At 70.7% G+C, this 20,656-nt stretch carries 21 protein-coding genes and 1 pseudogene; 12 read left to right on the top strand and 10 right to left on the bottom strand.

Annotated elements, in window-relative coordinates:
• Positions 1-123: 123 nt before the first annotated feature.
• From ACGFNK_RS35135 to ACGFNK_RS35105, 7 genes are all read left to right on the top strand, one after another.
• Positions 124-2,508: a phosphoketolase gene (locus ACGFNK_RS35135; protein WP_393422498.1), complete on the top strand. Its 2,385-nt coding sequence runs from the start codon at positions 124-126 to the stop codon at positions 2,506-2,508.
• Positions 2,509-3,098: 590 nt separating this feature from the next.
• Positions 3,099-3,671, top strand: coding sequence for a hypothetical protein (locus tag ACGFNK_RS35130; protein ID WP_393422496.1), 573 nt, complete (start codon positions 3,099-3,101; stop codon positions 3,669-3,671).
• Positions 3,672-3,910: 239 nt separating this feature from the next.
• Complete coding sequence (gene pflB, locus ACGFNK_RS35125) at positions 3,911-6,172, top strand: formate C-acetyltransferase (protein WP_393422494.1); 2,262 nt, start codon at positions 3,911-3,913, stop codon at positions 6,170-6,172.
• Positions 6,169-6,915: a pyruvate formate-lyase-activating protein gene (gene pflA / locus ACGFNK_RS35120; RefSeq protein ID WP_393422492.1), complete on the top strand. Its 747-nt coding sequence runs from the start codon at positions 6,169-6,171 to the stop codon at positions 6,913-6,915. The genes pflB and pflA overlap by 4 nt, the downstream gene beginning before the upstream one ends.
• A gap of 471 nt (positions 6,916-7,386) precedes the next feature.
• Complete coding sequence (locus ACGFNK_RS35115) at positions 7,387-8,079, top strand: response regulator transcription factor (RefSeq protein WP_344393890.1); 693 nt, start codon at positions 7,387-7,389, stop codon at positions 8,077-8,079.
• Positions 8,080-8,251: 172 nt separating this feature from the next.
• Complete coding sequence (locus ACGFNK_RS35110) at positions 8,252-9,250, top strand: Acg family FMN-binding oxidoreductase (RefSeq protein WP_393422490.1); 999 nt, start codon at positions 8,252-8,254, stop codon at positions 9,248-9,250.
• A 665-nt stretch (positions 9,251-9,915) separates the two neighbouring features.
• A complete protein-coding gene (locus tag ACGFNK_RS35105; protein ID WP_393422488.1) occupies positions 9,916-10,038 on the top strand; it encodes a hypothetical protein in 123 nt (40 codons plus the stop codon).
• Between the two features lie 100 nt (positions 10,039-10,138).
• On the opposite strand, the gene ACGFNK_RS35100 is transcribed toward ACGFNK_RS35105, so the two are convergent.
• The 4 genes from ACGFNK_RS35100 to ACGFNK_RS35085 form a co-directional block, all read right to left on the bottom strand.
• On the bottom strand, positions 10,139-10,831 hold the full coding sequence (locus tag ACGFNK_RS35100; RefSeq protein ID WP_393422720.1) for a lysophospholipid acyltransferase family protein: 693 nt from the start codon (positions 10,829-10,831) through the stop codon (positions 10,139-10,141).
• Between the two features lie 280 nt (positions 10,832-11,111).
• Positions 11,112-11,312 carry a hypothetical protein gene (locus tag ACGFNK_RS35095; protein ID WP_393422486.1) on the bottom strand — a complete coding sequence of 67 codons (201 nt, stop codon included), beginning with the start codon at positions 11,310-11,312 and terminating at the stop codon, positions 11,112-11,114.
• Positions 11,313-11,445: 133 nt separating this feature from the next.
• Positions 11,446-11,790 (bottom strand): hypothetical protein, encoded by a 345-nt coding sequence (locus ACGFNK_RS35090; RefSeq protein ID WP_393422484.1) that lies wholly within the window; start codon positions 11,788-11,790, stop codon positions 11,446-11,448.
• Positions 11,791-12,001: 211 nt separating this feature from the next.
• Positions 12,002-12,694, bottom strand: coding sequence for a GAF and ANTAR domain-containing protein (locus ACGFNK_RS35085; RefSeq protein WP_393422482.1), 693 nt, complete (start codon positions 12,692-12,694; stop codon positions 12,002-12,004).
• 468 nt (positions 12,695-13,162) lie between these two features.
• On the opposite strand from ACGFNK_RS35085, the gene ACGFNK_RS35080 reads away from it, so the two are divergent.
• Positions 13,163-13,519: a hypothetical protein gene (locus ACGFNK_RS35080; protein WP_393422480.1), complete on the top strand. Its 357-nt coding sequence runs from the start codon at positions 13,163-13,165 to the stop codon at positions 13,517-13,519.
• A gap of 106 nt (positions 13,520-13,625) precedes the next feature.
• Positions 13,626-13,766 (top strand): hypothetical protein, encoded by a 141-nt coding sequence (locus ACGFNK_RS35075; RefSeq protein ID WP_393422478.1) that lies wholly within the window; start codon positions 13,626-13,628, stop codon positions 13,764-13,766.
• Positions 13,767-14,079: 313 nt separating this feature from the next.
• Here ACGFNK_RS35075 and ACGFNK_RS35070 read toward each other — a convergent pair whose 3' ends face one another.
• Positions 14,080-14,274: a hypothetical protein gene (locus ACGFNK_RS35070; RefSeq protein ID WP_393422476.1), complete on the bottom strand. Its 195-nt coding sequence runs from the start codon at positions 14,272-14,274 to the stop codon at positions 14,080-14,082.
• 496 nt (positions 14,275-14,770) lie between these two features.
• Here ACGFNK_RS35070 and ACGFNK_RS35065 point away from each other — a divergent pair, with 496 nt between their 5' ends.
• The 3 genes and pseudogenes from ACGFNK_RS35065 to ACGFNK_RS35055 form a co-directional block, all read left to right on the top strand.
• Positions 14,771-16,087 carry a serine/threonine-protein kinase gene (locus tag ACGFNK_RS35065; RefSeq protein WP_393422474.1) on the top strand — a complete coding sequence of 439 codons (1,317 nt, stop codon included), beginning with the start codon at positions 14,771-14,773 and terminating at the stop codon, positions 16,085-16,087.
• 64 nt (positions 16,088-16,151) lie between these two features.
• Positions 16,152-16,547 (top strand): hypothetical protein, encoded by a 396-nt coding sequence (locus tag ACGFNK_RS35060; protein ID WP_393422472.1) that lies wholly within the window; start codon positions 16,152-16,154, stop codon positions 16,545-16,547.
• Between the two features lie 12 nt (positions 16,548-16,559).
• Positions 16,560-16,823, top strand: a pseudogene (locus tag ACGFNK_RS35055) (hypothetical protein); the annotation flags it as partial.
• A gap of 7 nt (positions 16,824-16,830) precedes the next feature.
• Here the strand turns inward: ACGFNK_RS35055 and paaE are convergent.
• The 5 genes from paaE to paaA are packed head-to-tail and all read right to left on the bottom strand — an operon-like array spanning position 16,831 to position 20,607.
• Positions 16,831-17,934, bottom strand: coding sequence for a 1,2-phenylacetyl-CoA epoxidase subunit PaaE (gene paaE, locus ACGFNK_RS35050; RefSeq protein WP_393422470.1), 1,104 nt, complete (start codon positions 17,932-17,934; stop codon positions 16,831-16,833).
• Positions 17,931-18,449, bottom strand: coding sequence for a 1,2-phenylacetyl-CoA epoxidase subunit PaaD (paaD, locus tag ACGFNK_RS35045; protein ID WP_393422468.1), 519 nt, complete (start codon positions 18,447-18,449; stop codon positions 17,931-17,933). The genes paaE and paaD overlap by 4 nt, the downstream gene beginning before the upstream one ends.
• A complete protein-coding gene (gene paaC, locus ACGFNK_RS35040) occupies positions 18,443-19,309 on the bottom strand; it encodes a 1,2-phenylacetyl-CoA epoxidase subunit PaaC (RefSeq protein WP_393422466.1) in 867 nt (288 codons plus the stop codon). The genes paaD and paaC overlap by 7 nt, the downstream gene beginning before the upstream one ends.
• 30 nt (positions 19,310-19,339) lie before the next feature.
• On the bottom strand, positions 19,340-19,636 hold the full coding sequence (gene paaB, locus ACGFNK_RS35035) for a 1,2-phenylacetyl-CoA epoxidase subunit PaaB (protein WP_388677224.1): 297 nt from the start codon (positions 19,634-19,636) through the stop codon (positions 19,340-19,342).
• Positions 19,633-20,607: a 1,2-phenylacetyl-CoA epoxidase subunit PaaA gene (gene paaA / locus ACGFNK_RS35030; RefSeq protein WP_393422463.1), complete on the bottom strand. Its 975-nt coding sequence runs from the start codon at positions 20,605-20,607 to the stop codon at positions 19,633-19,635. The genes paaB and paaA overlap by 4 nt, the downstream gene beginning before the upstream one ends.
• Between the last annotated feature and the right edge of the window lie 49 nt (positions 20,608-20,656).

Genomic DNA, 20,656 nt, shown 5'->3' with positions numbered 1-20,656 from the left:
CTCCCCACGACCGGGATGGGCCGGTCGGCCCTGTCGGGTACTCGGCGGAACGGGGGAGGGTGGGGACGTACGTACGGACCCGCATGCACCTCCGACCGAACCCGATCCGGAAGGGACCCCATGATGTCCGTCGACACCCAGCAGGCGCCGACGCCACTCATCGACGACGAGCTGAGGATGCTGGACGCCCACTGGCGCGCCGCGAACTACCTGTCCGTCGGCCAGATCTACCTCATGGCGAACCCCCTGCTGACCGAGCCGCTGCGCGCCGAGCACGTCAAGCCGCGCCTCCTCGGTCACTGGGGCACATCGCCCGGGCTGAACCTCGTGTACACCCACCTCAACCGTGTCATCCGGGCCCGTGACCTGGACGCACTGTGCATCTGGGGCCCCGGTCACGGCGGCCCCGCGGTGGTCGCGGGTTCCTGGCTGGAGGGCTCGTACACCCAGACCTATCCCGACGTCACGCGGGACGCCGCCGGGATGGCGCGGCTGTTCAAGCAGTTCTCGTTCCCCGGCGGTGTGCCGAGCCACGTCGCGCCCGAGACGCCCGGCTCCATCCATGAGGGCGGCGAACTCGGCTACTCCCTCTCGCACGCCTACGGGGCCGCCCTGGACAACCCGGACCTGCTGGTCGCCTGCGTGGTCGGCGACGGCGAGGCGGAGACCGGCCCGCTGGCCGCGTCCTGGCACTCCAACAAGTTCCTCGACCCCGTGCATGACGGGGCCGTCCTGCCGATCCTCCATCTCAACGGCTACAAGATCGCCAATCCGACGGTGCTCGCCCGGCTCCCGGAGTCGGAGCTCGACGAGCTGCTTCGCGGTTACGGCCACGACCCTCTCCACGTCACCGGCGACGACCCGGCCGCCGTCCACCAGGCGATGGCGCAGGCCATGGACACCGCGCTGGACCGCATCGCCGGATTCCAGCACGCCGCACGCGAGGGCGGCGCGACCGAGCGCCCCCGCTGGCCGGTGATCGTGCTGCGCACCCCCAAGGGCTGGACCGGCCCGGCTCAGGTCGACGGACTGCCGGTGGAAGGCACATGGCGCTCCCACCAGGTCCCGCTGTCCGCCGTCCGCGACAACCCGGAACACCTGCGGCAGCTGGAGGCGTGGCTGCGTTCGTACCGCCCCGAGGAGCTGTTCGACGAGCAGGGCAGCCCCGTACCCGACGTCCTGGCCTGCGTCCCGGACGGCGCCCGCCGTCTGGGCGTCACGCCGCACGCCAACGGCGGACTGCTGCTGCGCGAACTGCCCCTGCCCCCGCTGGAGCGCTACGCCGTCCCCGTCGACAAACCCGGCGCGACCCTGCACGAGCCCACCCGCGTCCTCGGCGAGTTGCTGGAAGACGTCATGCGGAACACCGCCGACCGGCGCGACTTCCGCCTCGTCGGCCCCGACGAGACCGCCTCCAACCGCCTCCAGGCCGTCTACGCCGCCAGCGGCAAGGCTTGGCAGGCCGGCACCCTGGACGTGGACGAACACCTCGACCGGCACGGCCGGGTGATGGAGATCCTCTCCGAACACACCTGCCAGGGCTGGCTGGAGGGCTACCTCCTGACCGGCCGGCACGGGCTGTTCTCCTGCTACGAGGCGTTCGTGCACATCGTCGACTCGATGGTCAACCAGCACATCAAATGGCTGCGCGTGACCCGCCGCCTGCCCTGGCGCGCCCCCATCGCCTCCCTCAACTACCTGCTGACCTCGCATGTCTGGCGCCAGGACCACAACGGCTTCTCGCACCAGGATCCCGGTTTCGTCGACCACATCATGAACAAGAGTCCCGAGGCCGTACGGGTCTATCTGCCGCCGGACGCCAACACGCTGCTGTCCGTGGCGGACCACGCGCTGCGCAGCCGCGACTACGTCAACGTGATCGTGGCCGGCAAGCAGCCCTGCTACGACTGGCTGTCGATGGACCAGGCCGTCGCGCACTGCGCGCGGGGCGCCGGGGTCTGGGAGTGGGCCGGCACGGAGAACGGCACCCGTGAGCCGGACGCGGTACTGGCCTGCGCGGGCGACGTGCCCACCCAGGAGGTGCTGGCCGCAGCCCAGTTGCTACGTCGGCACCTGCCCGAGCTGTCGGTACGGGTCGTCAATGTCGTCGACATCGCCCGGCTGCTGCCGAGCGAGGAGCACCCGCACGGCATGACCGACTTCGAGTACGACGGGCTCTTCACGCCGGACAAGCCGGTGATCTTCGCCTACCACGGCTACCCGTGGCTGATCCACCGCCTGGCCTACCGCCGTACCGGCCACAAGAACCTGCACGTGCGCGGTTACAAGGAGATCGGCACCACGACCACGCCGTTCGACATGGTGGTCCGCAACGACATGGACCGCTACCGCCTGGTCATGGACGTCATCGACCGCGTGCCCGGCCTCGCGGTACGCACCGCCGCCGTACGCCAGCGGATGCAGGACGCGCGCCAACGCCACCACGACTGGATCCGCGAGCACGGCACCGACCTGCCGGAGGTCGCCGACTGGTCGTGGGACGGCTGACCGATGCCGACAGGGCCCGGACCGGGGGCCTCTCGGCCCACCCGTCCGGGCCTTGCGGCCTCTCCGACGGGCATCGACGACGCGGCACATTGAAAGCACAACAGACGCAACGAGAGCCCGGGAGAACGAGAGCCGCCCACATCCGGCGCGTCGCACCCCTCGAAAGGGATGAGCATCATGGCAGTGCACGACCACCGTTCCTGGGGACTGAGTGGGAGCGAGCCCGACTCAGCCGCACGCCCCGAACGGTCTTGGGCGCACTGGTCCCCGGCGTACTCAGCCCCGGGGCGGCGACACGCATCCTGTGCGTGGTCCGATCCCGGGAGGCCGGTTCCCTGTGCGACCTGGCCAGGTGGGTACGGCCAGTGGCGACGGGGAGGCCCCGAACCATCTCTCCGGTGGAGCGGGGGCCCCGCACGCTGGCGCCGTACCCGGCGTCCCAGATCGCACGGCAACGCTAACCCGACCGGCCCAGGGCTCTGCAAGCCTGCGAGCTGACCATCACACGATCGAGTTAAAGCGGCCTTGTGTGCACTCCTCGGTGAACAGTTGCCAACCCCCAACGGCATCTGGGATTCCGCTTCCCGTCCATGCGCGGGACCGGGGCGGCTCACGCCTCTGCCGGCGAGACGACCGCCGCCGCGACGGCGACCCGTGCGTACGTGTTCGCCGGGCTCCGCCTGTTGACTGGGTTCGTCTTCCTGTGGGCCTTCCTCGACAAGACGTTCGGCTTCGGCTACGCCACCCCGTCCGGCAAGGGCTGGATCGACGGCGGCTCGCCGACCATGGGCTTTCTCGGCGGCGTCTCCGTCGGCCCGATGGAGTCCACGTTCCATGACTGGGCCGGGGCGGCCTGGGCGAACTGGCTGTTCATGCTCGGCCTGCTCGGCATCGGCCTCGCCCTGATCGCGGGCATCGGGCTGCGGCTCGCGGCCGTCGCGGGCACCGCGATGATGGCGCTGATGTGGATCGCGGAGTGGCCGCCGGCCAAGCACCTGTCCGACGGTTCGGTGAGCATGTCGACCAACCCGTTCGTCGACTACCACCTCATCTACGCGATCGTCCTCATCGCCCTCGCGGCAGCGGGCGCCGGCGCCACCTGGGGCTTGGGCAGGGCCTGGGCGCGGCTGCCCTTCGTCAGCCGCAACCGCTGGCTCCTCTGAGGGCCGCGGGCTCGTCGGACCGGGGCACCTCCGCTCGTCGGCGGGGGTGCCCCGGTCGTCTTGTGCCACCGGCGGCGGGCTCGGCCCGACGGGCCCAACGGCCCGGCACAGCAGGGACGTACGGCGCGCTCCGGGGACGCCGACAGGCCCTCCCGGCAGGCATCGCGGGCGACGAGTATCGGAAGCGCAGAGATCCTGCGGGCAGAAGTTCCACATGCGGAGTGAGGGAGAGACCGGCCATGACGGTAACGGTGACAGCTGGACCCCGGGTGGCAACCGAGGCATGGCGGGGCTTCGCCGGTACGCACTGGCGGGACCAGGTCGACGTACGCGACTTCATCCAGGCCAACTACACGCCCTACGAAGGCGATTCGACGTTCCTGGCCGGGCCGACCGAGCGCACGCTCGCGGTCTGGGGCAAGGTCGCGCGGCTGTTCCCCGAGGAGCGGCGCCGGGGCATCCTCGACGTGGACACGGGCCTCCCGTCCACCATCACCTCGCACCGGCCGGGCTTCATCGACCGCGACCGCGAACTGATCGTCGGCCTGCAGACCGACGCACCGCTGCGGCGGGCGATCATGCCCAACGGCGGCCTGCGGATGGTCGAGAACGGGCTGAAGGCGTACGGCTACAAGGCCGACCCCTTCGTCAAGCGCGTCTTCAGCACCTACCGCAAGACCCACAACGACGGTGTGTTCGACGCCTACACCCCCGAGATGCGCGCCGCCCGCAAGGCCGGAATCATCACGGGGCTGCCGGATGCCTACGGCCGCGGCCGGATCATCGGCGACTACCGACGCGTCGCGCTGTACGGAACCGCCCGGTTGGCCGGGGCCAAGCGGGCCGAGCTGGCCCGGCTGGACGCTCAGCCCTCCACCCCGGACGTCATCCGTGACCGCGAGGAACTGGCGGAGCAGGTAAGGGCGTTGGGAGAGCTGACCCAGATGGCGGCCTCGTACGGCTGTGACGTCTCCCGCCCCGCCGCCACTGCCCACGAGGCCGTGCAGTGGCTCTACCTCGGCTTCCTGGCTGCCGTGAAGGAGCAGAACGGTGCCGCGATGTCGCTGGGCCGCACCTCCACATTCCTGGACGTCTACCTCCAGCGCGACCTGGAGAAGGGAACCCTCGACGAGACCCGGGCCCAGGAGCTGATCGACGACTTCGTGATCAAGCTGCGGATCGTACGGTTCCTGCGCACTCCCGAGTACGACGCGCTGTTCTCCGGTGACCCGACCTGGGTGACCGAGTCCATCGGCGGCATCGGCACCGACGGCCGCCCGCTGGTCACCCGCACCTCCTTCCGCTTCCTGCAGACCCTCTACAACCTGGGCCCGGCCCCGGAGCCCAACCTGACCGTGCTGTGGTCGCCGATGCTGCCCTCCGGCTTCAAGGAGTTCTGCGCCCAGGTCTCCATCGACACCAGCGCGATCCAGTACGAGTCGGACGACCTGATGCGCCCGCGCACCGGCGACGACACCGCGATCGCCTGCTGCGTCTCGGCGATGGCGGTGGGCAAGCAGATGCAGTTCTTCGGCGCCCGGGTCAACCTCGCCAAGGCCCTGCTGTACGCGATCAACGGCGGCCGGGACGAGATGACCGGCGAGCAGATCGCCCCCGCGATGCCTGCCCTGACCGGCGAGTACCTGGACTACGAGGAGCTGTCGGCGGCGTACGACGGCATGCTGGGCTGGCTGGCGGCCACGTACGTCAACGCGCTCAACGTCATCCACTACATGCACGACAAGTACGCGTACGAGCGCATCGAGATGGCGCTGCACGACCACCCCGTGCACCGCTTCATGGCGTGCGGCATCGCCGGCCTGTCGGTGGCGGCAGACAGCCTCTCGGCCGTCAAGCACGCGCGCGTGAAGGTCATCCGGGACGCGACCGGGCTGGCCGTCGACTACCAGATCGAGGGCGAGTACCCGGCGTACGGCAACAACGACGACCGCGCGGACGCGCTGGCCGCCAATCTGGTGCGGTCGTTCATGGCGAAGGTGCGCCGGCATCCGACATACCGGAACGCCGAGCACACGCAGTCGGTGCTGACCATCACGTCGAATGTCGTGTACGGCAAGCACACCGGCAACACCCCCGACGGCCGGCGCGCGGGCGCCCCGTTCGCACCGGGCGCCAACCCGATGAACGGCCGGGACCGGCACGGCGTGGCCGCCTCCGCGCTGTCGGTGGCCAAGCTCCCGTACGAGCAGGCCCGCGACGGTATCTCGCTGACCACCACGATCACGCCCGAGGGGCTGGGCCACGACCCGGACGAGCGCGCCGCACACCTGGCCGGGATCCTCGACGCGTACATGGCCTCCGGCGGCTTCCACATGAACGTGAACGTCCTGGACCGGGCGACGCTCGAGGACGCCATGGAACACCCGGAGAAGTACCCGGAGTTGACGGTCCGCGTCTCCGGTTACGCGGTCAACTTCGTCCGCCTGACGCGCGAGCAGCAGCTCGACGTGATCAGCCGTACCTTCCATGGATCGCTGTGAGCACCACGGTCGAGCCGGTGACGGGCCGGGTCCACTCCTGGGACCTGTCCACGGGAGTGGACGGTCCCGGGACCCGGTTCGTCCTGTTCGTCAGCGGCTGTCCGCTGCGCTGCCTGTACTGCGCGAACCCGGACACCTGGCACATGCGCGACGGCAAGCAGACGACGGTGGACGAGGTGATGGCCGAGATCGAGAAGTACCGCGCCTTCATCACCACCGCGGGCGGGGGAGTAACGCTCACCGGCGGCGAGGCCCTGCTCCAGCCCGCCTTCACAGCCGAGATCTTCCGCCGCTGCAAGGAACTCGGCCTGCACACGGCGCTCGACACCTCCGGCTTCCTGGGCGCCCGCGCCACCGACGAACTCCTCGCCGACACCGACCTGGTCCTGCTCGACATCAAGTCCTTCGACATCCGCACCTACCGCAAACTGACCGGCGGCGACCTCGCCCCCACCCTCAACTTCGCCACCCGCCTGGACCGACTCGCCGTCCCGGTATGGATCCGCTACGTCCTGGTCCCCGGCTGGACCGACGACCCGGCTGCCGTCGACGGCCTTGGCGCATTCCTCGCCGGCCTGTCCAACGTCGACCGCGTGGACGTCCTGCCGTTCCACAAGCTCGGCGCCCACAAGTACGAGGGGCTGGGGATTTCGTTTCCGCTGCGGGACACGCCGACGCCGGACACGCAGTTGACGGAACGGGTGCGGGAGCAGTTCCGGGGGCACGGGTTGAGGGCCCTGTGAACGAGCGGCCGATCACGGTGAGCAAGGTGCGCAGTTGAGTCCGTTGAGCGACAGGTCGCCGCCGTCATGGTCCGGCCCGGACAGCGCGTGCGGGCGCGGGGCGAGTGACGCGCGGTCCGGGCCGTACGAAGTGAGCGGTACGCGAACGGTGGACTCGGCGTCGTGCTGGGGCTGGACGAGGGCCCGGCGCTGCGCGTGCCCGCGGCCGAGCTGCTGGCCGTACGGAGTGAGGGGGATGTGTCACCGCCGGCGTGAGGAGCTCGTGATCAGCGGGGCGGGGGAGCCGCCTGCGCGAGTGCCTCGTGCGGCAGGCGTGCGCGACGCGAGCGTCTCGGGATGGCGGGATGCCGGGGCGAGTAGGGCCGACCGGCCCTGGCCCTTCGGTCCGGAGTCGCGCAGGATCTGGGGTAGACAGGAACGGTGCCACCCATGCGGGCGAACAGGCAGAGCAAGCAGAACAAGGAGTTTCCGATGGCGGACGGCGAGCAGCCCGGACCCGACAACCCGATCCGGGTCTTCCTGCTGGACGATCACGAGGTGGTACGGCGCGGGGTGCACGACCTGCTGAACGACGAGCCGGACATCACCGTGGTCGGCGAGGCCGCCAATGTCGAGCAGGCCCTGGTCCGCGTGCCCGCGCTGCGCCCCCAGGTCGCGGTGCTCGATGTGCGGCTGCCGGACGGCGACGGGGTGACCGTGTGCCGGGAGCTGCGCTCGCGCATGCCGGAGCTGGCCTGTCTGATGCTGACCTCGTTCGACGACGAGGAGGCGCTGCTGGACTCGATCATGGCGGGGGCGTCCGGGTATGTGCTGAAGCAGATCCAGGGCTCGGACCTGGTGTCGGCCGTCCGTACGGTGGCCAAGGGCCAGTCCCTGCTCGATCCCAGCGCCACCGCCAAGCTGATGGCCCGGCTGCGTCAGGGCCAGGAGCCGGAGCCCGAGCCCGACGCCCTGCCGGGACTGACCGAGCGGGAGCGGGAGATCCTGGCCCTCATCGGCGAGGGACTGACCAACCGCCAGATCGGCCAGCGGCTCTACCTCGCCGAGAAGACGGTCAAGAACCACATCTCCCGGCTGCTGGCCAAGCTCGGCGTGGAGCGGCGTATCCAGGCCGCCGTCATCGCCACCCAGGCCCAGGACCGGCTGAAGCAGCAAGGCCGCTGACGCCACACGGCGAGCTGGTGGCCTGACGTCCCCGGCTCGCCCCGTACCCCGTATGGCTCGAGCCCGATCGCATCCCCGGTCACCGGGCCGGCGCAGCGGCATGTCCACACCTGGCTCATCGGGGTACACGTGGATGCGACCCGCTGCGCGTCGGGCGTGTGAGGAGGACGTCATGGCTTCGCGACATGGACAGCTCGACGAGAAGGCCGTAACGGGGCTGGTGGCCGAGGCTGCCGCTGCTCCGTCCATGCACAACGCGCAGCCGTGGCGCTTCCGCTACCTGACCGGCGAGCGCGTCCTGATGTTGCGGGGCGACCCCGAGCGGGCCATGCCCCACTCCGATCCGGACAACCGGGCGCTGCACATCGGCTGCGGGGCGGCACTGTTCAACCTGCGCGTCGCCGCCGCGCACGCGGACCTCGTGGCCCGGACCTGGCTGCTGCCGGAGCCCGGCGACCCGCTGGCCCTCGCCGCCGTCCAGCTGGCCGACGACGCCGAAGGCGCGCGGGACCAGGACCTGGCACGGCTGCACCCGGCGATCCGCCAGCGGCACACCAGTCGCCATCCCTTCGCCGAGAAGGACGTCCCCGAGGACGTACGGGCCACTCTGGGGGACGCCGCCGAGCATGAGGGTGCCGTACTGCTCTTCCCCGGACCCTGGCACGCCGAGACCGTGCTCGACCTGATCCGCGACGCCGAGAGCCGGGACACCTTGGAGCCGGACGCGAACGAGGACCTGGCCCGCTGGACCCGGCTCGGCCCGGAGGCGGATACGGCCGTCGACGGAGTCCCCGAGTACGCGTTCGGGCCGCGCAAGCGAAACGGCAAGGCCCCCGTACGGGACTTCGCCGGACGCCGCCCCGTCGCGGACCGCGGAACCACCAGCTTCGAGTACACCCCGCACCTGGCCCTGCTGAGCACTCCCGGAGACGGACCGGCCGACTGGCTGCGCGCAGGGCAGGCCCTGGAGCGCGTCCTGCTGGAAGCGACCCTGGTCGACCTGGCGACGTCCCTGACCTCGCACGCGCTGGAGGACCGCGCGCTGCGGCTGCTGGCCCGCGACCCGGGGTCGGGTGCGGGCCAGGTGCAGATGGTGCTGCGGCTCGGTTACGGACCGAGGGGGCCGGCCACGCCTCGGCGCCCGGTGCGGGACGTATTGGAGATCGTGTAAACGACCCGGAACCTCGGCGGGTGACCGGGCGCGGTCATGCCGCGGAAGGCGTCGGAAGACGCGGCGCATGTGCAGCACACGGCGCAGGGCGGCCGGGTTCCGCAGCGCCCGGCCGGCGATGCGCAGGGCGAAGATCAGCCCTTCGTCGTCGACGAGCCGGCGCGGTTCGAGCAGCGCCGTCGGTCGTAACCCGCACCGTTAAAGATCTCTAGCCGGCTCTGCACAGCCCCACCCTACGTACCTGGCGGGCGCAGCTTTGTCGCTCGGAGGCAGAGACCCCACTGCCGACCCGCGAGCCGGTGGCACTCATTCGCGACGGACTTGTGTTTTCCGGCCACCGTGGCGCATTGTGGTCGCTACGTCGCTCCTTCGTACCCTCCCCCGGAATCGAAGGGCGCCGCGGCGCCCCGCCGGTCCGTACCGCAGGGCGCACCCTGGGTGCCCCGGCCCGCGTCCCCCCGTCGCCGGCCGGGGCACCGTGCGCTCCCTTCGTCTCAACGTTGACCGCCCGGGAGAAACGACGGCGTTTACTACAGTGCGACTGTCGATGCTTTCGGTGGCACAGTGGCGGTATGTGCGGTCGGTACGTGGCCACCCGCAGCCCACCACGTCGGCGCGCTGACCTGCACACCGCCGCGGACAGGCTCACACGCCATCCTGGAGCCGTGGCGGTGCTGGACGAGGAGGACGTCGGCCGGCTGATGAGCTTGTTCAACTCACAGCCGGAGATCGCAGACCTGCGGCGCGTCGATTCAGCGCCGCTGTGCCCGCCACCGGCGTGCGCATGAGCGGCCACGCGTTCTTCGGGACGCGTGTGATGGCCGACGGGGACTGCTCACCTGTGCCGGACGGCCGTCCGGACCGGACCGCACCCCAGGGCGGCGGACCTCAGCCCCGCCGCCTCATTGCCTGTTCAGCCTTCACGTCGGCCGCGTACCGGTCCACATGCTCCTGGCCCGACAGCCGCCGGATCGCGTACATGATCTCGTCGGTGACGGCCCGCAGCACCGTCTTCCGGTGCGCCATGCCGGCGAAACGCGAGAAGTCCAGCGGCTTGCCGAAACGGATGGTGACCGGCGTGAGTCTCGGCAGGACACGTCCCGAAGGCCAGATCGCGAATGTGCCCACCATCGCGCAGGGGATCACCGGAACCTGCGCGGTCAGCGCCAGCACGGCCACCCCGACCTTGCCCCTGTACAGCCGGCCGTCGGGGGAACGCGTGCCCTCCGGATAGATCGCGAGCAGTTCTCCCTTGGCCAGTACCCCCAGCCCCTTCCGGAGCGCCGCCTGCCCGGCGGCCCCGCCCGACCTGTCCACCGGAATCTGCCCGGCACGGCGGAGAACGAGCGCGGTCAGTCGGCCCCCGAGGCTGGGCGCCGTGAAGTACTCCGCCTTGGCCAGGAACGTGATGCGCCGATTCAGGACCGTGGGCATGAGGAGGGCGTCCGCGAAGGACAGGTGATTCCCGGCGACGATCGCCGCGCCCTGCGCCGGAACATGCTCGAGCCCCTCGATCCGTGGCCGGAACAGCAGCCACAGCAGCGGCCCCAGAAGGACGTACTTGAGCAGGTAATAGAACACGGGCGGCTTCCCCACTTCCGAAGCGGCTCCTCGGTACGGCCGGGCCGGGTCCCGGGCCGGATCCTCTCCGCCCCGGACCGGGTGCACGGGCGCCTGGCGGCTCGCGAGTTCCTGCGCGCCGGACGGGCACCCAGGCTCGCCTACGCCCGGCCGTCCAGCCCGCCCCCCTCGCCCGTCACCCGGACCTTCGTCCCCTGGAGCGCGAGGTTGTCACGGGTTACCTCACGCAGTCGGCCGATCATAGGGTCGCCGGACTTCGGTAGGGGCCCCGGTGACTGAGTCACCTGGCGCAGCCGACGTCCAGCACTTCGACCACGTCACCATGGCGGATATACACAAGCCAGCACCATTCGCCGAACACTGCGGCCAGGGCCGCGGCCTCTGTCGTCGAGTCCTCGGCCACAGCTTCGATGAGCGTGATGATCTCCTCATGCACTTCGTCCGGGACCTCGAACAGCGTATGCGCAGCCCGGTGGATCATTTCGACTCTCATTTCGCCCCCTGCGGACGGCACGAGCAGCAGGGCGCAGAGCTGTCGGCTCTGCCCGGGCCAGTGGACGGCTACGACCAGATTCCCTGACCACGATAAATCCATCATCCCGTCCTGTGCGGGCTCACTTGGGCTCTTTCGACGGCTTGGCTTTGGCGCCTGGCTTGCCCCGGCCCTTCCCGGTCTTGTTCGCCTTTGTCGGCGAAGAGGTCGCCTCGTCTACTGAGCCGGTCATCTGGGCGCAGTAGGCAGCCACCTGCTGTTTACCGCCTGCGGCTTGGACGAGGCGCTGCCAGGCCGTGGCGTTCAGGTCGTGGCCTCGGTTCTTGATGCGTTCGTATGCGCGGCAGTGGGCCTCGAGGTCTTTTGCCGTGTCGGGGTGCTGCTGTGAGGACGTGGTCGGTGCCGTGCTGGGCCCGACAGTGGGGAGGACGTTGTCCTTCAGCCCACCGGGCGGCTGGTGACGCATGCCGCTGCTGTGGCAAAGCGCGTGGGAGCCAGGATTCCCGGCACTCTGCCCCACCCTGACGGTGAGGGGAGCTGACAGTCGCCCTTTAAGGGGGTGGTGCGGGTTCGGCTGGTCCGCGGGGGGCCGGAGCCATGACGTCGGCTGTGGTGGTGGTCGGCCGCAGGGAGTCGCCGGGCAGGGTAGGCCCTGTGCCCTTCACTGTCGGTGACGATCAGGTCGGGTCGCCGGGTTCGGCCCGCAAACGCTGGGCCACGTCGCGCAGCTTGACGTTGTGGTGCTGGGAGATGCAGCGCAGCACGTTGAAGGCGTCGTCTTCGCTCAGCTGGTGGCGTTCCCTGAGGATGCCCATGGCCTCGCCGATGGCGTGCCGGGTTTCCATAGCGTGCTCGAGTTGGTCGATGGTGCGGGCGCTGGACAGGGCGACGGCGGCGTGTGACGCGAGCAGCCAGCCCGCGGTTGCGATGTCCTTGCTGAAGGTTCCGGGGCGGCGGGCGTACAGGTTGAGCGCGCCGAAGTCCTCGTTGTCGGTGTAGAGCAGCACGCCGGTCATGCTGCCCACGCCCAGCTTGTGGGCCTCCGCGGCGAAACGTTCCCAGGCGGGCTGTGGTTGGCTCAGGTCCGCGATCCGGTATATGCGCTCGCCGTCCTTCCGGCGGGCAAGATCGAAGCAGGGGCCCTCGCCCAGCTTGCCCTGCAGGTGGTCGGACTCCTGGACGATGTCGCCGCACGCGGCCAGGGTCACGGCCTGGCCCTTGCGTACCGCGAGGATTCCGGCGGCACTGCAGCCGTCGACCAGCTTCACCGCCGACGCCACGATCTCATCCAGGGTGTCCTGGACCGAGTCCCGTGCCAGCAGATCCCGCGCGAGAAGAGCCATCTGCTCGGCGTACTCCTGCCACTGCACCGCCACCACCCGCTTCACTCACCGGTTCGGCAACAGTACGCCAGCCCCTCCATGCCTTGATCAGTCGCTGTCGCAGGAGGTCCGGGAGGGTACGGGAGGCCGGCCACACGCGGGTGTGCGCACTCGCCTGCCCGGTACCGCTGACTCCTGTCGCCCTTGCCAATCGGGCCGGGCCGACCGCTGGCATGAGCGGGCTGTCCACCACGGCATATTCGACGACCTCAACGGCCTTCAAACAGGGTCGGCGGCACGAGACGGCTTCTTCCACGCCATCCGAAATGTACCTCGCAGGTGAATATTTGGGTGCGTTCCCAAATAGGCCGCCATATTTCGGCTGCTGCGGATGGCGGTGTAACACTGGGGCGCCTGCGCGACGCAGAAGTAGGGGGAAATCGGCCACAGACCGAGGCTGAATCTCAGCGCCTGGGGCGACCTCGCCGACAGGACAGCGTCAGATCGGAATTTCTTGTGAACAGCACCGACCCGGCTTCCGGATACCAGAGGACCCACGACCGGTCCCCTGGGCCCGACCGTGCCGCGCACAACCAGGCCACTGCACGGCGTGCAGCACTTGCGATCTGCACGATGGCCGACGTCGCTGCCGGGGTGCTGGGGTTGTGGATCGTGCTCCACCTGCTCGATGCGAATCAGGCGAATCCGTTTGTTGAATTCGTGCGCGGAACGGCGGACTGGCTGTCCGGATGGGCACAGGATATTTTCACCATGGACACAGAGGACCTACGTATTGTCCTCAACTTTGGCCTCCCGGCCGTCATCTATTTGCTGCTCGGCCATGGGATCGCCGCCCGGCTCAACCGGGCCTGACAGCATTACAGGAAATTCCGATTCCGGCATGACAGCGAGCGTGCGGAATGACCACGACAGCGGAAGGGCCAGTGCTGTGATGCGTACTCCCAGTGAGTCTGATCACGTGCCGATCTATGAGGATCTGGTGCGTGAACGAGGTGATGTCGTGGCGGAGGCGCAGATGGCCGCCGAGCACACGCAGCACCAGGCGGCGGAACTGCTGGGCAGACAGCATGCCGACCAGCCGCACCTCCCAGCGGGGTGACGGGCGTGAGCCGCCTGCGCTGCCGGGGGATGCCGTGAAGACCGGCCAGGTGCCCTGTGCGGGACGCGTGTGGTCGGCATGCGATGTCCCGTCGATGCCACGGGTGAGTCGCCGTTCATCCGCGGCGGAGCCGGCGCGGTCGGCGGACGTGTGGGAGTCGTGCGTCCCCTGGGTGGCTGCGGCGGCGGTGGCGAGCACGGCCTGCAGCTGCCGGGCGGTCTCGGCGGCGTCGCGTGGCCGGTCGGCGGGGTTTTTGGCCAGCAGCGCGTGGATGGTGCGCAGAGCTCCGACGGGGCGTCGGGGCGTATCTCGCTCAGCTGGGCCGGGGCTTCGCGGACGTGGCGGTAGAGGACCTGGGCGAGATCGGTCCGGTGAACCGGTCGCGCAGCCGGGCCACCGCCGGAGCCGGAGTACCCAGGTGGGTGGCCGCCCACAGCGCCCGTCCGATCTGGGCGACGTACTCCACCAGCTCCTCGGCGGTGGGCATGTCCGGCGGCGTTGCGCTCACGCCCGTCCTCCCCTGCGGACGCACCTGCCGATGGGGGCAGCCGGGCAGGACAGACCGACTTGTGGGGGAGGGTAGCGGGGCCGCTCGCGGCCCAGACAGCTCAGACACAGCCGTGCGCCGGGTGCCCGCCATGCGGTTCTGCCTGCACCGCACGGGCCCGCCCGGCGGACTTGCCGGCCTCGGGCGGCCTGCATCCTCGGCCCTGCCCCGAGAAGGGGGGTGACACTCTCGGCGTCCGCTGCGCTGAATCAGGAAGGACCGCCACGACGGTCTGTGACGCCCCCACTCAGTCGGGCAATCACGCACCGGGGCGGGGCAGGCACACCTTCATCCCCCCGTCGCTTGCCCGCCCCGCGCGAGCGCCCACCCCGCGGGCGCACCGCGTCTCCCGCCCGACGGCGGCTTCTGTAGGGTGGGCACCCCATTGCGCAAATCTGCTGATACCAGCAGATTCCGGAGCGGGCTGGTTGCCTGTGTGGGGGAAGGGGACGCAGACGTGCTGGTGGCGGAGCGGTATCGCCTCGACAGTCCGCTGGGGCGCGGCGCGATGGGCGAGGTCTGGCGCGCCACCGACGAGATCCTGAACCGCCCGGTCGCGGTGAAAGTCCTGCACACCGAGCAGCCGGAGCAGTTGGCGGCGACCGATGCCGAACGCTTCCGCCTGGAGGCCCAGACCGCAGGCCGCCTCAACCACCCCAACCTGGTCGGTGTCTACGACTTCGGCTCCCACGGTGGCCGGCTCTACCTGGTCATGGAGCTCGTCGACGGCTGGAGCCTTGGCCAGGAACGCGACCGGCGCGGTGTCCTGCCCCCGGACGAGGCCGTCGGCATCGCAGCGCAGATGGCCGCGGGCCTGGCCGCGGCCCACCGCCAGCAGGTGATCCACCGCGACATCAAGCCCGGCAACGTGCTGCTCACCGCTGACGGCACCGTGAAGATCACCGACTTCGGGATCGCCCGCTTCGCCGACGACGCCACCAGCACCCTGACCGCCACCGGCAAGATCGTCGGCTCCGCCGCCTACCTGGCCCCCGAACGCGGACTGGGCCAGCCCGCCCAGCCCGCCTCCGACGTCTACTCCCTCGGCTGCGTGCTGTACGAACTGCTCACCGGACGACCGCCGTTCCCCGGCACGACCGCCGTGACCGTGGTCAAGCAGCACGTCGAGGCCGCCCCGGTCCCACCTCACCAGCTGCGCGCCGAGATACCGGCCCCGCTCGCCGACTACGTCCTGCGCCTGCTGGCGAAGGACCCCGCGCAGCGCCCCACCGCCGAGCAGACCGCCACCTGGCTGGCCAGCCCTACGGAACCGCCCGGCTGGCCCGAACCGCAGCAGGTGCCCCCCGCCGCCCCGCCGCTGCCGCCTCCGTCGGCGCATCTGGCCAGGACGGATGGTCTGCCCACCGTGGCGCGCACCCGTGCCACCCGGCACCCTGCGCTGCCCCACAAGGTCCTGCTCGCCATCGTCGGGGTCATCGTGCTCGGCATCTCGGCGGCCATCGGCGTCGCCCTGTCCTCGGACGACAGCGGCGGCGCGTCGCCGCATCCCGCGCGCACGACAGCGCCCGCCACCTCGCCGACCGCTGAGCAGCCCACGACCGAACCCCCTGCACCCGCGTCCTCCGCACCGGTGACCGACCCCGGTTACGACGAGGAAGAGGCGAAGAAGCAGGCCGAAGAGGAGCGCAAGGCGGCCGAGGAAGAGCGGAAGCAAGCAGAGGAAGAGCGGAAGAAGGCGGAGGAAGAGCGCAAGAAAGGGGCGGAGGAAGAGCGCAAGAAAGGGGCGGAGGAAGCCCAGCAGGGCGACGGCTGAAGCCCGACACGCACAGGGGCCGCCCGATGGGCGTACACCTAGGACCCGCGTGCTGCTAACTGCCATGGCCGGCGCGCGCCACGGTAGCGAGGAGGACTTCAGGACCGTCTACCGGACCCTGCAGCCCGCCCTGCTGGGCTACCTGACCGCGCGGCTGGGCGACGACGACGCTGCCGCGGAGGCGGCCGCTGCCGTGTGGCGGGAGATCGCCCAGGGGGTGTTCTCCTTCCGGGGCGACGGCACCGACTTCCGTATCTCGGACGCATCCCTCGCCCGCCGCGAGGTCTCCGACCAACCGCGGTCGGGTCAAGCCGAGGCTCGGACAAGCGGCACCGATGACGTCCGGCGCCCGCTGTCGGCACTGCCCCCGGACCGTCCCTCACCGTCTTTCCACCCGCGGCCACGGCTCCCTGAACCACGTGGCCACGGCCTCCTCGTCGCGTTCGGCAGCCCGCCGTAACGGCACCTGCACCGTTGCGAACGCCACGTCCGGCTGGGCCTGTTGTGGACGCTCCACGACCGGCGGGAGGACTGGCTGCGCGCCGGCCAGGCACTTCAGTACGTACTCCTCACGGCGACCGCGCGCGGGCTGCGCACCTCACTCCTGCACGAGGCCATGGAATGGTCCGACCTGCGTGCCGCGACGGCCCTCCCGCGAGACAAGCGATGCCATCCACAGGTGCTGATCCGCTTCGGTTACGGCCCGGACGGCGCCGGCACACCGCGAGGCCACTAAGGGGGGCTCAGCTGTCGTAGTCGACCGTGAGGGTGTCGGAGGCGGCGTAGGTCTGGCACGTGAGGACGTAGCCCTTTGAGACCTCCGCTGGTTCCAGGGCGTAGTTGCGGCGCATGTCCGCTGTGCCGTCGGTGACCAGGGCGCGGCAGGTTCCGCAGACGCCGCCCTTGCACGCGAACGGCAGGTCGGGGCGGACCTGTTGGGCGCCGTCGAGGATGCTGCGGTGGCGTGGCGCGGCGAACGTGGTCGCCCGGCCGTCGAGGACCACGGTGATCTCGCTCGTCGGGCCCCGGTCGGTGGCGTCGTCGCGGTCGGTGGCGGGCGGTGCGGGGGGCTCGTCGTCTGCGTGGAACAGTTCCTGGTGGACACGGTCCACCGGGACGCCGAGTCCGGTGAGGAGCGCGCGGGCGTCGCGCACCATGCCGTGCGGGCCGCACAGCCACCAGTGGGCGACCTCCCGGACGTCGAGGAGAGCGTCCAGCAGCGCGGTGAGCCGCTCCGTGTCGAGACGGCCGGAGAGCAACTCGGCCTCGCGCGGCTCGCGGGAGAGGACGTGGGCGAGCTGGAAACGGGCCGGGTACCGGTCCTTCAGGTCGGCGAGTTCGTCCGCGAACATCACGGTGCCGGTGCGCCGGTTGCCGTACAGGAGCGTGACGCGCGCGTCCTCGTCCGCGGCGAGGACGGACGCGGCGATGGACAGCATCGGCGTGACACCGGACCCGGCGGCGACGAGTACCTGGTGGCCGAGGCCGCCGGCACCGGTCAGATCCGGGGCGAACGCGCCGGTCGGGGCCATGACCTGCAGGGTGTCCCCGGGGCGTACGCCGTGCACGAGCCAGGAGGAGAACAGCCCGCCCGGTACCACACGGACGCCGATACGCGGTGCCGTACCGGCCCGTGCGCAGATCGAGTACGAGCGCCGCTCGTCGCGACCGTCGATCTCGCGGCGCACGGTGAGGCACTGACCCGGACGGAACGCGAACTCGGCGGCCAGGCGGTCGGGGACGTCGAAGGTGAGAGCGGCCGCGTCGGCGCACAGCGGTTCCACGGCGGACACCCGCAGGGCGTGGAAGGCCGGGCGGCGGCGGGACCGAACGGGAGGCAGGGTCATAGCAGGTCCTTGACGTGAGGGAATGGCTCCAGACAGGCACGACAGCGCCGAAGTGCCGTGCAGGCGGTGGCGGCGAAGCGCGAGATCTCCTCGGTGTCCACCGAGGCGCAGCGCGGGCAGGGAACTTCGGTCGGTGCGGTCGACAGGGTCAGCCAGGTCCGGCCCGGTTCCGGACCCTGCGCGCCGCGTGGGCCGGGCGGCGCGATGCCGTGCTCCGCCAGCTTGCGGCGGCCCTCTTCGGTGATCCGGTCCGTGGTCCACGGCGGATCGAGCACCGTGACCACCCGCACGTCGGTGAAGCCGGCGGCCCGCAGCCGGGCCGCCACCTCGGCGCGCATCTCGGCCACGGCGGGGCAGCCCGCGTATGTCGGGGTGAGTCGTGCGACGACGGTTCCGTCGGGCGTCACGTCGACGCCGTGCAGCACCCCGAGGTCCGCGAGCGTCAGCATCGGCAGTTCGGGGTCGGGGACCTCGGCGGCGATCCGCAACGCCCGTTCCGCCGACGCCGTCACCACGACGCGTCCGGGTGTGCGCGGGCGACGCTCTGCAGTTCGGCGAGGAGAGGCGCCAGATGCGGGGTGTGCTCGCCGTCCCTGCCAGAGCCCGGGACCGAGGACGCCGGCGCATCGAGCCGGGACACGTCGTCGGGTCGGTTCAGCCCGGCATCGGCCAGCACGTGGAACAGCTCCAGCCGGGTCCGGGCGGCGACGTCCACCGGATCCACGCCCAGGCGTGCGGCCGCGCGGTCCGTCCGCAGCTCGTCCAGCCAGGGGGCGAGGGAGTCCAGCGCGGCCCGTACACGACTGGCGGACTCGGCGGTGCCGTCACCGAGCCGTACCGTCCACTCCGCGGCGTAACGGCGGTGGTAGGGCAGCTCCTTGACGCTCTTCGCGGCTATCGCGGCCAGCACCGGGTCGGGTGCGGCGGTGAGCGCCTCGCACACGGCCAGCCGCCAGACGGACAGCACCAGCAGACGGGCGACGGTGAACGCGAAGTCGCCGCCCGGCAGTTCGGCGAGGCGTACGTTGCGGAAGTCCTCCGGGTCGCGGAAGTAGGCGTACGCGTCCTCGCCGCGGCCCGTGCCGTCGGCCCGGCCCGCCCTGGCGTACAGCAGACGGGCCTGGCCGAGGAGGTCGAGTCCGATGTTGGCCAGCGCCAGCTCTTCCTCCAACTCCGGGGCGCGGGTGCACCACTCGGCCAGCCGCTGCGCGGACACCAGGGCGTCGTCGCCGAGCGCTGCACAGCAGGCGGCCAGATCCTCCGCGTCGACCCCGTCGGGCACCGCCAGGTCCACGCCGTGCAGGGGGTCGGTGAAGCCGGTGCCGAACGCCCAGCGCGCGCTGTCGCCGTCGACGTACACATCCTCGTCGGTCATGCGCTGCTCCTAAAAGTTCCTGGATGTTCCCTAGATGTGGGGGACGTCGTCGGGGATGTCGTAGAAGGTGGGGTGCCGGTAGACCTTGTCGCCGCTGGGCGCGAAGAAGGGATCCTTCTCGTCGGGCGCGGAGGCGGCGATGGTGTCCGAGCGCACGGCCCAGATGCTCACGCCTTCGTTGCGCCGTGTGTAGAGGTCGCGGGCGTGCAGGAGGGCCATCTCGTCGTCGGCGGCGCGCAGGGAGCCGACGTGGACGTGGTTGAGCCCGCGCTTGCCGCGGACGAACACCTCGTACAGCGGCCAGTCGCCCTTCGTCGTCGTACTCATGCCGCCGCCCCTTCCCGCAGCCGGGCCTTCCGCTTGTCGGCGTGCGCGGCGGCGGCCCGCCGTATCCAGGCGCCCTCCTCGTGCGCGGCCCGGCGACGGGCGATCCGCTCGGCGTTGCACGGTCCGTCACCGGAGACGACCCGCTTCAGCTCCTCCCAGTCGGGGGCGGAGAAGTCGTGGTGGCCGCGCTCCTCGTTCCATCGCAGGTCCGGGTCGGGCAGGGTGACGCCCAGCTTCTCGGCCTGCGGGACGGTCATGTCGACGAAGCGCTGCCGCAGCTGGTCGTTGCTGTGCCGCTTGATCCTCCAGGCCATGGACCGTGCCGAGTTGGGGGAGTCGTCGTCGGGCGGGCCGAACATCATCAGGGACGGCCACCACCAGCGGTCGACGGCATCCTGCACCATGGCGCGCTGTTCGCCGGTGCCCCGCATCATGGTCAGCAGCAGTTCGTAGCCCTGCCGTTGGTGGAAGGACTCCTCCTTGCAGACGCGGACCATGGCACGTCCGTACGGGCCGTACGAGGTGCGGCACAGCGGGACCTGGTTGCAGATGGCCGCCCCGTCCACGAACCAGCCGATCACCCCGACGTCGGCGAAGGTGCGGGTGGGGTAGTTGAAGATCGAGGAGTACTTCTGACCTCCGTCGATCAGCCGCTCCGTCAGCTCCGTGCGGTCGGCGCCGAGCGTCTCGGCCGCCGAGTAGAGGTAGAGCCCGTGCCCCGCCTCGTCCTGCACCTTGGCGAAGAGGATCGCCTTGCGGCGCAGCGAGGGCGCCCGGGTGATCCACTCGCCCTCCGGCTGCATGCCGATGATCTCGGAGTGGGCGTGCTGGGCGATCTGCCGGACGAGCGTGGCCCGGTAGGCGTCGGGCATCCAGTCACGGGGTTCGATGCGCTGGTCACGGGCGATGGTGTTCTCGAATGCGGCCTCGGGGTCGTACGGCCGCGGGGGCGCTGCGGTGGGGGCGTTCACGATGGCGTGTCCTGTCGTGGGTCGGGGGAGGGGGCCGTGGAGGGGGAGC

It is taken from the genome of Streptomyces sp. NPDC048825, from assembly GCF_043198355.1.
Taxonomy (GTDB): domain Bacteria; phylum Actinomycetota; class Actinomycetes; order Streptomycetales; family Streptomycetaceae; genus Streptomyces; species Streptomyces xiangluensis.
Note: the sequence above shows the minus strand (reverse complement) of the source record. Positions and strands in the feature narration are given on the sequence as shown.

Excerpts from the sequence above, each read along its gene's own strand:
- ACGFNK_RS35115 (WP_344393890.1), top strand. The coding sequence starts at position 7,387 with ATGGCGGACGGCGAGCAGCCCGGACCCGACAACCCGATCCGGGTCTTC.
- ACGFNK_RS35090 (WP_393422484.1), bottom strand. The coding sequence starts at position 11,790 with ATGCGTCACCAGCCGCCCGGTGGGCTGAAGGACAACGTCCTCCCCACT.
- paaC (WP_393422466.1), bottom strand. The coding sequence starts at position 19,309 with ATGACCGACGAGGATGTGTACGTCGACGGCGACAGCGCGCGCTGGGCG.
- pflB (WP_393422494.1), top strand. The coding sequence starts at position 3,911 with ATGACGGTAACGGTGACAGCTGGACCCCGGGTGGCAACCGAGGCATGG.
- ACGFNK_RS35130 (WP_393422496.1), top strand. The coding sequence starts at position 3,099 with ATGCGCGGGACCGGGGCGGCTCACGCCTCTGCCGGCGAGACGACCGCC.
- ACGFNK_RS35060 (WP_393422472.1), top strand. The coding sequence starts at position 16,152 with ATGGCCGGCGCGCGCCACGGTAGCGAGGAGGACTTCAGGACCGTCTAC.
- ACGFNK_RS35135 (WP_393422498.1), top strand. The coding sequence starts at position 124 with ATGTCCGTCGACACCCAGCAGGCGCCGACGCCACTCATCGACGACGAG.
- ACGFNK_RS35110 (WP_393422490.1), top strand. The coding sequence starts at position 8,252 with ATGGCTTCGCGACATGGACAGCTCGACGAGAAGGCCGTAACGGGGCTG.
- ACGFNK_RS35095 (WP_393422486.1), bottom strand. The coding sequence starts at position 11,312 with ATGATCCACCGGGCTGCGCATACGCTGTTCGAGGTCCCGGACGAAGTG.
- paaB (WP_388677224.1), bottom strand. The coding sequence starts at position 19,636 with ATGAGTACGACGACGAAGGGCGACTGGCCGCTGTACGAGGTGTTCGTC.
- paaE (WP_393422470.1), bottom strand. The coding sequence starts at position 17,934 with ATGACCCTGCCTCCCGTTCGGTCCCGCCGCCGCCCGGCCTTCCACGCC.